The organism is Cupriavidus neocaledonicus (assembly GCF_000372525.1).
Lineage (GTDB): Bacteria > Pseudomonadota > Gammaproteobacteria > Burkholderiales > Burkholderiaceae > Cupriavidus > Cupriavidus neocaledonicus.
In genome coordinates this window covers 18658-32091 of the sequence record NZ_AQUR01000061.1, presented here as the reverse complement: position 1 = coordinate 32091, position 13434 = coordinate 18658, and the positions used below count along the sequence as shown (strand labels likewise).

Genomic DNA, 13434 nt, shown 5'->3' with positions numbered 1-13434 from the left:
AGGCTCGGATGCTGACGTCGCAGCTCGCTCATAATCCCGCCGCCACTTCGACACGAGATTCGCGTTCAGGCCATGCGAGCGCGCAACTTCTGCCAGTGAGCTTGCCGGGTCCAGCGTTTCCGCCACGACCTGCGTGCGGAATTCCTTCGAGTAGTTCTTGGAGCCTCGCCGGCGACCCCGCGCCTTGATTTCCATTTCTTCTGGTTCCCACCAAATTCTGGTGGGAACCAGATTGCCGCCTATGGCTCTTCATGAACAGACGGTGCTGGGGCCACGCTTACGAAAGAAGCGGTTGTCGCTTTCAATGGTGTCGATAGCAGCTTCTGCCAGGCTACGATATTCGTCCACCCATCGTTCATGAATGGTGCGGAAGAAGTTGCCGTCTTGCAGCTGTCCAATGTGCTCGAGCTCTCCTTCAGCATTTTTGAAGACACTTGCATTTAGCAGCGTTGCGTGAACGTCCACGACGTGGACCACCAGTTGAATGGCTGCGTCGGAGTGTCGCTTTTCCAGTAGCGACACAACCTCGGAGACTAGTTCCGTAAGTATTGCTACGGTTTCGTCGTCACCGGGATCCTTGGGGCGCCCAAGATCTATTGACCACCGCAGTAGGGTTCGAGCTAGCACGCCGGGCGGGGGAGCATTTCGTACGCTGCAGATAGGCGTCTTGCTGGACGTTGGTGTGCCAGGACATATCGGAAGCAAAAGCCATGGTTGCCGACCAATAGCATCTTGCGCGCTCCAGTCCGTCATTTCGATCTTCTGCGCTTCTTGCAGCCGACTCATCCATAGGCGGATGGCCCAATCAAGTAGACGAAGGCGAATGTCCACGATCCGCAAGCCAGGGCGGCTGGTCAGTTCCACGCAGGCTTCGTCGTCGCCTAGCCGGAACCACTCAATTCTGGGCTGAGTCGGATCGCTATCATCTGGCGTGTTCGGTACCCATCCGTTTTGCTTTGCTGCGAGTAGTAGCTGAGTGGGTAGGCGCAGCGCCATCTCGCGCGGCAGTGCCACATGGACAGCGTAACTGGAGATTGCTCTTAGGCGGTGGGTATCAGAGAGGAAGAGGACTGTGCGGAAAAGGAAAATGCCGGTTAGAACTGCATTGAGGAGAAACCATCCGACGTTGCCCGCCATGAAGGAGGCAACCAAGTCCGCTTCGTGATAGGGAACAAAGAAGTACTGAAAGGTCATCCAGGCAAGTAGGCAGACCGAACTGGTTCCCGAGACGAGCGCTCCGGAGTCCAGAAGATAGACCTTCAGGCCAAGTTTTGCCGTTGCCCGCTGTTGGAGGTTGACAGCAACGAACGCGAACACTATTGGGTAGGACAATGCCGCGAGCGTTGCTTGCGTTCCCCACAGTGCTGTGAAGTAGGGAAGAGAGTCGCTAGCTTTGGCGTGCGCGAGGACTAGTCCGGGATACTCGGGCAGTGTTAAGCAAAGAATCGCGGCAAAGAGGACGGCCGCAAACACTGAGAAGGAAAAGGCAGCGAGATGGTTGCCGCAATACACCAGGCAACCATGCAGTCTTGAGTACTTGGTTGCCCTCCGCTCGGTGTTCTCCCGGCGCCACTGCTTCTTGAAGCGTTTTGCCTGATAACTAAGGGTATTGAAAAAGATCCCATACATTACCGTGCCAAGTGTGCCGTACCACACTGCGGAGTCGAAGTACAGGCATGATAGCGGCAGATTGTGCGTGGAGCGCCATTGGCTGCTTTCGTCGGCGACGGGAGAGTAATTTTCCTGCCGTTTGAGTTGGGTATCAACGAACTGTCAACGCAGTCGGGGGCGTATCTTGGTTAGGGCCCTTGTTGGGCTTGGTTGCAGAACGCCACGGCGCAGCGCCGGGGCCGAGCGCGCCGAAGCCGAGGCGGCGCTAGCGCGCCAACTGCTGGCAGACTTACGCCTGCCGCGCGAGCGGGAGGGCGCCGGTGGGGGCCGGCGCCAACCAGGCAGACAGCAAGGATAGCGACGGCAACGATGACTACGACATGACCATGGCGGAGCTGGCAGCAGCGGGGGGCTTCGATCCGCCGCCCCCTCCACCACCGCCCCCGCCGCCGCCGGTGGTCTGGTACCGCAACGCCGCCGGACAGAACTGGGACGGGACCGGCGAGATGCCGGACTGGCTGTGGCGGGCAGTCAATGCGGGGCAGAGCGGGGAGTCTTATCGGGTCGGATAGCGGCGTCAATACCGAGGGGTCTCCTTGTGATAGCGGATTCTCCTTATCTTGGCGCGCCCGCTTGCCAGATTTCCCTGATGGCTAGTCGACACGTGATAGCTATCCGTAACTTTCGGGCGTCTGTCTTGCGCCACGGTTGCCGACCAAGGACAATACTCCGTCAAGCGCTTTGAGCGCCTGATGCGCAACATTAGATCGGGTCGCCGCATGTCGTCGAGCCGATACCTTCTAGGGAGCGGCCTTGATTAGCGTCTTGCACGCAGATGCGTATTGTGGATTTTCGGGCTGGGTCAGTGACCACGATGCTGTCCACGCGACAGGCGCTCAACCTGTTTTTGTGGGGCGCGTTCTGTGGCCAGGGGCAAGTGAGCCGGAAGATACGGTGATCAAGCTTTACCCAACCGATTCGTGCGGCGTGGCAAACGAGGTCATCGGCTTTACGGCGAATGCCGTAAGGGGAGTCGACCAGCCAGCGAGGGGAGGAGTCATTCTGCTGAACCGGGAGATGTTGCCAGTCTTCGATGCCGATGTCACAGCCTACGTAGATCGGAGTACAGGTCTGGCCGTGTGCTGGGCTGCCACGTTGGTGCAGAATGCCAAACCGTTCCGGTTCTTGCGCCGTCTGTCCACTTTCGACCAGGATCAGCTTGCCGCTTTCTTTAGAAGCAAGTTTGCTCACATCCTCACTGGTGTTGACCATGCCACAGGTAACAGCGATCGAAGTGATGCCAACTTCTTATACTTGGACGATATGAAGTACGTTGCCATCGACCAAGGCGCGGTAGGTGGAGGCCCTTATTGGCATTCCTCCTGGCCAGACGAGACGGCCGGAAATCAACTCAACCTCGCGGCACAGAGGGAGATGACGGCATCCCAACTTTCGTCGTGGTATGCATCAGTGCTACAGGAGGGTCTTAAGACGCAAGACATCTGGCCGGAAGTGTCAAACCAACTGCGTAGGGACTTAATCGGCCTCCTGGACTCGGAGCAGATCGACACGATCGTTGAATACATGAGCACGCGCGCCAGCAATGGTACGCTTGCGCAAGCTTGCGGGCGCTTAATCTAATGGACCTCTCACTTCTTCTTTCGCGAACAGCGGCCGTACGCGAGCCAGTCTTTACTGGAGAGTGGGCGACCGTTTTCTTCCGTCCGGACCTGGCCAGTCAGCAGGACTTTGTCATAGGCGTCGCGGCGGTGATCAAGGGGGACGAGCGTCCGCTCCTTCGATGGCTTCCGGCGTTTAACAAGCTTTCAAGTCTTTATGGAGATGCGCTGAGCGGAACTGACCTTCGTGATTTGGTGAAAGGCATCGAAAACGCTATTGGCGCCAGCTTCCGAGAGGGTCTCTCCAAAGCAGCGACTGGGACGCCACACGTGCGGATGGTGAGTTGCGGTTACCTTGCCACGGATCATGTCGAGAAGGAACTCACAAGCTTGCTCAAACGCCAAGCTGGCGCTCTTTGGGTCGATGTTGCGCCACGCGAATCGCCGATGGATGATGATTGGGCATACATGGAGATGCGCAAAGCCCTGGCTTCGTTATCGAGAAAGATCTTTGTGCCAAATCGTGAATTGACCATCGGCGCAAGGAAACTGCATGTGGGACTAGACAATGGGAAGAGTTTTGGGAATATTCTCTCAGCCCGATATTCCAGTATGCAAACTGTCGAGCGTCACGTCTATAAGTCGCTAAAAGACGTTCTTGTTGCGCACAATCTTACACATCGACACGCGGCGCCACCCGCGCTGTTCGTTGTCTTGCCTGATCCGGAGACGCCGGTCGAAATGGCAATAGCGAAAAAGACCGGCCAGTTGCTTGAGGAAGTGCAGGATATGGGCGTCGTTTCGTATTCCGATACGCGGCCCGATGCTCTGGCTGGGCAACTCGAAGGCTGGCTCATAACAAATCGCTAAGCGGCCTATCAACCCACCTCGGCGAGCTTTTTCTTGACAGTGGTTGTGCTGCCAGACCTACACACATTTCGGTGCGCCGAGAGGGGGTCCCTTTGATTTCCGCGCAATTTACTGGGGTAGCCACCCCTAGCACCCATACGGGTTTCCGGGCGATGCTCAGTTGAAATCGCCGTCAAATCAGACACTTGCTGACTTGTCCTTTTCCGCCATTTCCCAATGGTCCTACTCCACTGGAGCCCTGGCACGGGCCGGCCGAGCGGCTACCCACTCCGTAGCCATCACCAGAATCTGCGGAATTGCGCCGCCTGATTGGCTGGTGGGAGCCGCCAGGGGCGCGGGCCGCTGTCCGACCTCACGCGCCAGCTCCTGCTCGCCTACTGCCAGGCCTTGCGACAGGGCGCGGCCAGCCCCGACGGTCGCGGCGATCGCACACGCCGAACGCCGTTGGCCGACGCCACCCGCATGCGCGCTGGACTCGTAACAGCAACCTATTGATTTAATGGGAATTTCAGGTGGGCATAGTCCGGAGAGCCGCATGAATGCTAGGGGTCGCTACACATTCAAATTGCAGAGAAATCAAAGGGACCCCGGTCAGGGGCCAAAATTGGAAGCACCCAGCATGAGTTGCATATATGGATGCGCGCAGCGCGTCCTCGGAGCGCTTCCACACGGCCTCGGCCGTTGGCCGACGCTGACGGCAATCAGGTAGTCAAGGTCGAAAATGTCGTAGCGCCGGTGCGGGCCATCTTATCCATCTTGTGACGCCACCCGCCACGTCGGAATGCCGACCCCGAAACTATCAAACCACTCCCGAATCCCGTCCGCCACAAAGCTTGGATCACAGGTAGCGGCGTCTGGAACGCATGCTTGGATGAGGTCTTCGACGTCAAAACGTCGTTCAGGCTGCGCCCGCCAGACGCGGTCGCAAGCTGGGATGGCGAGGTGCTGGTCTTGGATGGGGGCGTAACGCATGGCGCAGACAGGAAATGAAGTTTCCCATATTGACGGCCGCCTCGCCGATTTCTTGATCCATCCATTGCACTTCCGACAAGCCAATTGGCGACGGGAACTGGACCGTCAGGTCCTGGCTCAGCGTCATGGGGGTTTCAAGCCAGTCCGGCCAATTCCGGATTTTCAGTCCGGCGAACTGGAGTAGTCCGGCTAATTCCGGTTTCCTACAATCGGGTCATATGGCAAACGACAGCAGCAACAAAGGCGCTCCCCTCTCACGGTTTTTGACATAGCCCCCCCGTATGTCTATTGCCGATCGCGGGGCAACACCAAGGCCGGCCAGAAGGCAAGGCGCGGCGCGGGGCCGACCGACATTCCACGACCTTCCGCGGCAGATGTCGCCAAAGGGCAACGCGCTTCGTGTGTCTGGCGGCCAGTCTCGCATTGACGTTGAGCGCTGTTGCCGTTCCGAGCGCGACACGGGGATGGTCCTTTTGCTGCAATTGGATAGCCGATGGTAGTAAGTCGCCAAGCATACGTCCTTCCCGTTTATCGATATAGTGGGCGGCTAAACGCCGCCCACTATATCGATAAAAATTCGCTAGGCTGCATCGTCCGCCTACTATCGCTTGAATCGCGGGGTCCAAGACTCGATAAGAGATCGCTCTTCCTCCTCGTCTTCTGGGGAGGGTAGGTCGATGTCGTAAAGCACTGTCAGTGTTTTGCCATAGCGGCCAAGACCAACAACGTCTTCGCAGATCTCGATGCTGCGTCGGCCGCCGAACCAGTGTTGGAGATTTGAACCTTCTTCGACGCGGTTCCCGTGTCGCACATTGACCGGGTCCTGGTTGAACGCGTAGGTGGCTGTATTTTGCGGTACCGCTTTCCGCTTCCTAAGCCAATCAATCCCATCAAGATTCCTTAGCGCCTCAGACATAAAACAGTGGTCAATGATGCCGCTGCGGCTAACGATGATCGCCACAGCCTCGCGAGTGCATTGCGCATATCGAATTGCCGTGGCATGGATGGACGTCTTGCACAGCACCGCAAGTCTTTCGATAGCCGCAAGACCGACACCGGCACGCTCAAGTGCCGGAAAGAACAGATGGCGAGGCATCAGGAAGCTTGCGGCAAAGCGATCGGCCTCCGCTTCATACTTGTCTCCAGACAAATATCCTGCGCGTGACACATGCGAGCCGGCGTCGCCAACGATGACGGCATCTACGTGGCCGGGCAGGTAGTAGTGGCCTAGCTCGTGACCGACGCTGAAGTTCTCAAAGCCTTCATTCTCATGGTGCGTGGCATAGGCAATGGCGAAGTCATTGCCATACCGGACAAGCATTCCTGAGACACCTTCATTTTCCATGGGCTTCGCGACCACCTCGATGCCGCAGTCGCGAGCGATTGCTTTAGGGTCGACCGGAAGTGCAGCGATCCCAAGGCCCTTGATGATCTGTTCCGCGGCGAGAGAGGCAAAGGCATAGGGATCGGCTTTTATCATTATTTGCCTTTTTCCTGCGCGCGCTTGGCAAGCATGGTTATCAGATCGTCGGCCATCTTTCGGTCCGATGGTTGAAGTGACCCATAATGCCTATGAAGGCGATCCGCTCCAGCCAGAGCCTTGAAGTCCTCAACACGGCCTAGAAGGTAATCAGTAGTGACATCAAGGCTGTCAGCCAAGATGCGCAAGTTATCAAAGGATGGTTTTCGGGTGCCAGTTTCGAAGTGAGAAATCGCGGACGGCTGCATCCCGGCCTTTTGGGCTAGTTCGCCCTGGTTCAGGCCGCGATACTCACGCGCCGTTCGCAATCGACTTGGAAAGACGGCGGACGGTGAGGTGGGCGGGGGTGTTGACTGCGACATGACGAAAGCGTATAGTAAAAATTGACTGATTCGTCATGGCCCCGCGGGGCCTCTCTTTCGGTCAGGAGCATGACGAATTCGTCATATTGTAGATGACGCTTCTGGCAGCAGCAAGAAAGAAAGGAAGATTGTTATGGCTGACGCACGTGTAACTTGTATCAGTAAGCCCAACCCACAGAGCCCGCACGAACACATCACACATCTGGGTAATCCAGCCGCGGATTGGATGTGGACACGCGAACAGGTAATCCAAAGCATCGATGCCAAGACCAACACGTTCTATGTGTTGGACCCGTCTACAGGCAAGCGCGCCGACATTGGCGTGGTCCGGGACGCTGGGAAGGCACCGTATCTGCGCACACATGCGGACGGCCGCTGGAACAACAACCTGCTGGCGCTGAACCAGTGTCCGTTGTAGTAACGCCAATCTACCTAAGGAGGTCCCTATGGTGACCACGAAGAAGCCGGGTGAAAGCACCGGAAACAAGGGCGGGATCTACCAGGAGATTGGTCCGCGCGGTGGCAAGCAGCGGAACTACGCCACAGTGCCAGACAACAGGTCACTGCCCACGACGACTAAGCCTGGGCGTACCTGGACTCCAGTAAAGATCACGCCGAACAGCAGTCGCTAATCATCGCGTCACTTTCTACGGGCAGCTGGAATGCCCGGTTTGAGGCCGACACCGTTCACCAGTGCAATGGGGGCCGAGTTAACTTGCATTGAAGTGATGTGTTGTATGCATTGTTGTGCGTGCAATGACGCACGTTTAGACCTTTGAATTACTGCCTAACGAGGACCACTATGAATCCCCATGAGTTTCAGATTTTCATCAACACGGACCCCAAGAAGGTGACGGGCCCACAAATCACTTTCGAGAAAGTTTTGGAGTTGGCCAACATTAACGTGTCGGGCGTTGACCTTGGCTTGTATGACGTGGATTGGAAGCACGGTCATAAGGTGGGAAGCTTGACGCCCGGTCAATCGGTGGATCTCGAGAATGGGATGAAATTTGATGCTGGCAAATCGAACCGCTCCTAATGCCGACTTGCAGCGTCTCGTTGACGAGGGTTACGAGATCAGCCTTGAAGGCAGCCACCTGATCGTCCACAGGGTGCCTTATGTCAAGCAGTCCCGTACGCTTGGCTATGGGACTATGATTTCGACGTACGCCGAGCATGCCGGCGTACCCGCGATCCTCGACCACTGGGTGTTTTTTACTGGGTCGATTCCATACAGGGATGACGGTGTTTCGCTGGAAAGTGCGATGGTGGCTAATTCCACTCCCCAGACTGTGGCGGGGCGAACTGCACTTTGCCAACTTTCATATAAGCCGGAACCAATCGGCGATATGCTCAGTTGCTATTACAACAAGCTGACCCACTACATTCGCAAACTAGGCAGCTACGCTTCGGCCATTGATTCCACGGCTAGTGCGCGCGGGAGGGGTAGCTTTACACGCCGGGACACGGCGTCGGTTTTTCACTATCCGAACTGGGCCACTGCGAGGGCCGGGCTCGAAGCATACGAGGCCAAACTTGAGCTTAAAAAGGTGGCGATCGTCGGGCTAGGTGGAACCGGGGCTTATATTCTCGACGGTCTGGCGAAGACGCCGGTGGCAGAGATTCACCTGTTTGATGGTGATATCATCGAGCCACATAATGCGTTCCGGGTGCCGGGCGCACTGCCAATAGAAACTGTGTACGGTAAGCACAAGAAGACGGACCTTCTGCAGCAAACCTTCAGCCAGTTCAGAACCGGCATTGTTAGTCATCCGGAGATGGTGGCCGAAGCCAACCTCGGGCAATTGCACGATTGTCAGTTTGTATTTATTGCGGTCGACCATGGCCCGTCGCGCGGTCTCATCGCACGGTACTTGGCGAACGCCCGTATCCCGTTCATTGATGTAGGCATTGGTGTGGACAAGAAGCCGGATCTTCTCAAGCTACACGGCCGGGCGCGGGTAACATTGGTCACACCAGACACCGCGTATCTGGTTGACTCCCTTCCGACTGCCGATGATTCCGATGAGGCAGTCTATGGCAACATTCAATTGGCTGAGCTCAATTCGATCAACGCAAATTTAGCCTTAATCCGATACAAGCAGCATCTGCAGTTCTTTACGGATGAAATCTCGCCAAACGTGATCAATTATAAGTGCTCCTGGAACCAGTGCACCCATCAATGAAGATACGCACGATCCGCCCGGAATATGTGGAACATTTTCCAGCCAATTTAGAAGAGGGCGTCCTTTATATTAGTGAGGAGTTCGAGACTGCTGCCCATCTTTGCTGCTGTGGTTGCGGTGAAAAGGTTATCACACCGCTAAACCCAGCGAAATGGCGAATCCGGAAAGAGGGAGAGGCGGTGACCCTTTTGCCATCTGTTGGAAACTGGAAATACGCCTGTAAGTCACACTACAACATAATCCGGAACCAGGTAATCAAGGCCGGAGCATTCGATGCCAAAGCCATTGAATCGGTACGGCAGCGTGATCGGCGCGACATGGAGCGCTATGTCAGTCGAACCAATGCCGCGTCGGAAAGGCAGACTGGGAACAACCCTCCAACCTCGGGAACAGCGCCGGGACTTATTCGTCAGCTGATAGATTTGCTGCGCAAGTGGTGGAACACTTAGTTCTGCGCCTTTATCGGTAGGCGCCAGACCCCGCTAGTCGGTGGTTGAGGGGGATTTCGAACTACGATATAAGGGGCAATACCTGAAGCCGAGAGAGGGCGCTGTGGTGCACGCAAGGACCAAAACCGAAGTGGCAACCATCAAGCTAACGTTGCAATTCCGGGGGGGCTTGGGAGGCGGCGACCGTTGGAAAAGGTCGCCGATTTGCCAACATGTTTGAAGTGCTTATCCTTGGCTACCGCCAGTGCCACAGCATTGAGGTGCTGGCCATCGATCATCGGACGACGAGCCCGTGCCGCTCAAGAAGTCTGTCGCCAAGAAGGTGGTGAAATGAGGGACCTCGTTCCTCAGGTCGTCTCGCTGCCGCCGCTGCACGGGGGAAATATTCCATGAGTCAACCCGTGTTCTTCGAGGCCGAGCGCAAACGTTTCTTCAGGCCCCTGAACAGCTCACGTCGGGAGCTCGTTGTCGCTTGCTTGCGCGCTTTGTACGAGCGCCTGCACGGGCCAGCAGCCGACTATGCGCACACAATGACGCGTGACTTGCTACGCGAACTGCTCATGGCGGTCGTGCGTGACAACCCCGACCGGCTGACCACGGAAGCTGAGCCCGACGAATTCAGCAGCGCAGACGGTGAGCCAGTGCAACTGACGAACCTGCTGATGCGGGCCCTTCTGACCGACGGCTGGCTTGAACAGTTCGCAGACCGGCATGGCCTGGTCACGGCATTTCGATTCTCGCGCCCGGGCAAACTCCTTGCCGAGGCGCTCTGGATGCTTGACCGGCCGGGTCGAAGTCGCCAGCGAAACATGCGCGGCTGCCGCAATGCGCTCGAAGCAGCGCTTCAAGCCCGCGGCGATGCTCACGACCTGGTCGACGCCTACGAGTACGCCGAGAAGGTTATCGAGGACCTAACCGAAGGCATCGATTACTTCCAGGAACTCGTGCGCCACCTAATGCAGACAGCCTCGGTCCAACGGCAATGGAGCGAATTCGTCGAATTTCTTGACCGTTTCCAGCGCGAGTACTCCAAGCAGTTGACCGCGGACAATGCGATGCTCAACCGGGAAGCCATTCGACAGAACCTCGAGCGACTGCGCCAGGTAAACGATGCGAAGTTTCGTCGGATTGACGAGCAGTTGCACGACATCGCCCACTGGGCGGCAAAGGAGCACACTGGACCAACCGTCTACGAATGGCTACTGGGTCGAATCGAAGCAAAGCGTAGGTGGTCAGGATGAGATCATGCTCGCCGATCTGGTCAAAGCGCTCGTGACGCTGGGATCCGTGCAGAGCCAGCACGCGTAGCCTCGGAGTGAAGCGCTGCGCTTCCTCGCACCAGTTGTGCATGAGCGTGGTCGGCACGACGATCAGTGCTGGCCGGTCCAGCCTGCCACGTTCCTTTTCGGTGAGGATGTGTGCAAGTGCCTGGATGGTCTTGCCGAGGCCCATATCGTCGGCAAGCACGCCGGATAGCCCGTGCTCGCGCAGGAACTGCATCCAGGCAAGTCCCTGGCGCTGGTAAGCACGCAGGTCGGCCTTCAGCCCACGCGGCACTGGCACGTCCGTCACGCCACGACCCGCCATCAGACGCTGCGCGAGCAATCGGATCGATGCGTCGCCATGAAACTGCCAGCGCCCGGTCTGATCCAGGGCATGGAGTCGCGCCGCATCCCACTTGGAAATGCGCATGCCGGTGCCCAGCGAGTCGAACAGGTCGATCAGCACGCGCACGACCGGCTTGAGCCGGTCCGCCCGTAGGCGCAGCCGTTCGTTGCGATCGGTTTTCAGGTCGATCGCTTCGTCGTCAGCGATGGTCTCGAGCTGGCCTGACAGCCAGCGCGAGTCCCGACGAAAGAGGTCTGCCAGCAGTAGTTCCAGGCGCACCGTGCGACCATTGACGGTGATGCCCATCTCGACGTCAAACCAGCCATCGCCGGTCGGACGCAAGTTGCCGTCAATGGCCTCGATCTCGATCACGTTGTGTCGAAACGCGTCGGTCATGACGACGCGCCAGCCGCTTGCCCGGAGCGCGGGCAATACCAGCGTCATGAGGTCTGGCCAGCCGCCGTCATCCTCGGGGCCCAGCAAGCCAGGCGGAAACGCTTTCGGGCCCTGAGCGCGATGGGCCGGAATCTTTCGGAAACCGGCCTTCTGTAGCTCTGTCAGACGTTTGCGCTCGAGCTCAGTTGACCTTCGGATCTGTATGACTTCACCGCCAGCGGTTCGAACCAGGGTCGTGTTGCTGTTTGCGGGAAGGCTGTGACTCGCGTAATCAAAGCTGACCGTCGCAAAATCCAATCCGCCCTGGGAAGCAGACGGCGACCAGCCCGCGCCCCAGACCGGCAGGGTATCCAGAGCCAGGACTGGGACCGGTACGGAGTCGATCATCTGAATGGACGACGCGTCGGCCGCTGGTGGCGCAGGGAGGTCCGGGGCAATTTCACGTAGCACACTGCCAACGAGTGCCGCTTCGTCGAGCGTGATGGCCGGCATCGACAGGAAATCCGCGACCTGCTCCGCGGGCCACGGTAAGGCGAGGAGTCCGGATTCGCCCGAATGCGCATCCACATACCAGCATGGCTGGGTGGTCGTCAGCAACAGGGTGGCGGGTGGCTCGGCCTGCAAGACTGGCCGCACGCGTGAGTCGGCCTGCGCTTGCCACGTAATCTGTGCGCTGCGTGCGGGCCCGCTGTGCACGAGACAGGGCGTTCCGGGGTGCATCGTACCCACAGCGGAAGAGGCAAACAGGCGGCCGGTAGCGATCAGCTTCTCCAGGGTAGCGGCACCGGTTGTGCCCTCTAAACTGAAACCTCCGGAATAGGCGCCAGAGCGGCCCAGCCACAGCCCGCGCAGGATCGGCAGATCTTCCTCGGTGACAAATTTCGGCGGCTGGATCAGCGCTTTCTCCACGTTCTGCCACGGATCGTCCAGCGAGCGAATCGTCCCGTCAGCGCCCACGCGGGCCTTGTACAGAAAGATCTCGGCGCCGCGATAGGATTGTTCAATCACGTAAGCCAGTGCATGCGTGGCTTTGGCAGACTTTTTCTTGGCAGCGGGAGTGGCCGCCGTGCGTCGGGCGCGAAAACCTTCGAGCCAGGTCACCAGTTCGGCGCGCACGCCAGTGGCCGATGGCTTGGGCTGAAGCGCAAGCCCGGCGATCAGCAGCGCGGCAACGTGCTTGCAGTCAACGCCGACCGGACACGTGCATTCCCCTTCCACCCACATGTCTTCGTCGATGTCGTGGAAATACGCACGCACGTCGTACGGACGCGAACGTGTGCCTTGCACCAGACCCGCTAAAGTATCCCCGTCGATCCAGCGGAGTTCCGAGACTGCGCTCGCATAGGAGCGGGCCTTGGACACCGTGAAGGAGTCCAGCCATGCTGCGATTTGCCTGGGGTCGTAGGAGACAGACATCGGCCGAGGGCTTCAGGTTGACAACGCGGGGAGCATTCTACGCGGGGAGGCTGCCGGCGGATATGGAAACGATCCAGTTCCGTCAAGCCCGAACGGTCTGGACATGCCGGCGTCGGTCAGAGGGGAGGGCGCCGAGTGGCGCAGCCAAGGCGTCGAGGCCCGGCGCAGGGTGATCAGGATGGAGGCGTACGGGCGCGACTGCCGCCAGCGATGTATCGCCCACTTGTGTCCAGTCGTGGTGACAGCGGTCCCACCAAGCGGCGTCTTCGCTGTCGCTGGCCACGGGTCGAGGGCGCGCCGGTATTGGGTCTGGACGATGACCATGGTGGCAGAACGAATCGAATTGCGATGCGGGCTGTGCACGCCTCCGCTACGATGATGCCATGCTTCGAGCATGGTGCCCACGAGGTGCGCGGCTGCGCAGGCTGGCCCAGTCCGCAGCCGGGGACTGCCTGACGCCGCTGG

General features: G+C 58.3%; 13 protein-coding genes and 1 pseudogene. 8 read left to right on the top strand and 6 right to left on the bottom strand.

From position 1 onward, the window contains the following. A partial coding sequence (locus tag A3AG_RS32995; RefSeq protein WP_157625322.1) for a transposase occupies positions 1–195 on the bottom strand: 195 nt, incomplete at its 3' end. Between the two features lie 54 nt (positions 196–249). After that, positions 250–1656, bottom strand: a complete 1407-nt coding sequence (locus A3AG_RS0101830; RefSeq protein ID WP_012354500.1) for a hypothetical protein — start codon at positions 1654–1656, stop codon at positions 250–252. Between the two features lie 335 nt (positions 1657–1991). Between A3AG_RS0101830 and A3AG_RS34460 the strand changes: the two genes are divergently transcribed. The 3 genes from A3AG_RS34460 (at position 1992) to A3AG_RS32980 (ending at position 4100) form a co-directional block, all read left to right on the top strand. Further along, positions 1992–2183, top strand: a complete 192-nt coding sequence (locus A3AG_RS34460; RefSeq protein ID WP_012354498.1) for a hypothetical protein — start codon at positions 1992–1994, stop codon at positions 2181–2183. A gap of 241 nt (positions 2184–2424) precedes the next feature. Continuing rightward, on the top strand, positions 2425–3252 hold the full coding sequence (locus tag A3AG_RS0101820) for a hypothetical protein (RefSeq protein ID WP_012354497.1): 828 nt from the start codon (positions 2425–2427) through the stop codon (positions 3250–3252). Further along, positions 3252–4100: a hypothetical protein gene (locus A3AG_RS32980; protein WP_012354496.1), complete on the top strand. Its 849-nt coding sequence runs from the start codon at positions 3252–3254 to the stop codon at positions 4098–4100. Before A3AG_RS0101820 ends, A3AG_RS32980 begins: the two co-directional genes overlap by 1 nt. Before the next feature lie 898 nt (positions 4101–4998). On the opposite strand, the gene A3AG_RS33870 is transcribed toward A3AG_RS32980, so the two are convergent. The 3 genes from A3AG_RS33870 to A3AG_RS32960 all read right to left on the bottom strand — a co-directional run bounded on the left by A3AG_RS33870 (position 4999) and on the right by A3AG_RS32960 (position 6914). Further along, entirely contained in the window at positions 4999–5199 is a 201-nt protein-coding gene (locus tag A3AG_RS33870) for a hypothetical protein (RefSeq protein WP_155892727.1), read from the bottom strand. Positions 5200–5673: 474 nt separating this feature from the next. Continuing rightward, positions 5674–6552, bottom strand: a complete 879-nt coding sequence (locus tag A3AG_RS0101810; RefSeq protein WP_012354492.1) for an ImmA/IrrE family metallo-endopeptidase — start codon at positions 6550–6552, stop codon at positions 5674–5676. Beyond that, complete coding sequence (locus A3AG_RS32960; RefSeq protein WP_012354491.1) at positions 6552–6914, bottom strand: helix-turn-helix domain-containing protein; 363 nt, start codon at positions 6912–6914, stop codon at positions 6552–6554. Before A3AG_RS32960 ends, A3AG_RS0101810 begins: the two co-directional genes overlap by 1 nt. A gap of 133 nt (positions 6915–7047) precedes the next feature. Between A3AG_RS32960 and A3AG_RS31225 the strand changes: the two genes are divergently transcribed. The 5 genes from A3AG_RS31225 to A3AG_RS34815 all read left to right on the top strand — a co-directional run bounded on the left by A3AG_RS31225 (position 7048) and on the right by A3AG_RS34815 (position 10790). After that, on the top strand, positions 7048–7332 hold the full coding sequence (locus tag A3AG_RS31225; protein WP_025586725.1) for a DUF3892 domain-containing protein: 285 nt from the start codon (positions 7048–7050) through the stop codon (positions 7330–7332). A gap of 384 nt (positions 7333–7716) precedes the next feature. After that, positions 7717–7953, top strand: a complete 237-nt coding sequence (locus A3AG_RS0101795) for a multiubiquitin domain-containing protein (protein WP_012354488.1) — start codon at positions 7717–7719, stop codon at positions 7951–7953. After that, positions 7928–9100 carry a ThiF family adenylyltransferase gene (locus tag A3AG_RS0101790; protein ID WP_081479539.1) on the top strand — a complete coding sequence of 391 codons (1173 nt, stop codon included), beginning with the start codon at positions 7928–7930 and terminating at the stop codon, positions 9098–9100. Before A3AG_RS0101795 ends, A3AG_RS0101790 begins: the two co-directional genes overlap by 26 nt. Continuing rightward, complete coding sequence (locus A3AG_RS32950; RefSeq protein WP_012354486.1) at positions 9097–9549, top strand: ubiquitination-like system serine protease family protein; 453 nt, start codon at positions 9097–9099, stop codon at positions 9547–9549. Before A3AG_RS0101790 ends, A3AG_RS32950 begins: the two co-directional genes overlap by 4 nt. Before the next feature lie 389 nt (positions 9550–9938). Further along, entirely contained in the window at positions 9939–10790 is an 852-nt protein-coding gene (locus tag A3AG_RS34815; protein ID WP_012354485.1) for a hypothetical protein, read from the top strand. Here A3AG_RS34815 and A3AG_RS31220 read toward each other — a convergent pair. Continuing rightward, a pseudogene (locus A3AG_RS31220) lies at positions 10765–12969 on the bottom strand (SNF2-related protein); the annotation flags it as partial. The gene A3AG_RS34815 and the pseudogene A3AG_RS31220 overlap by 26 nt on opposite strands. Positions 12970–13434: the final 465 nt, after the last annotated feature.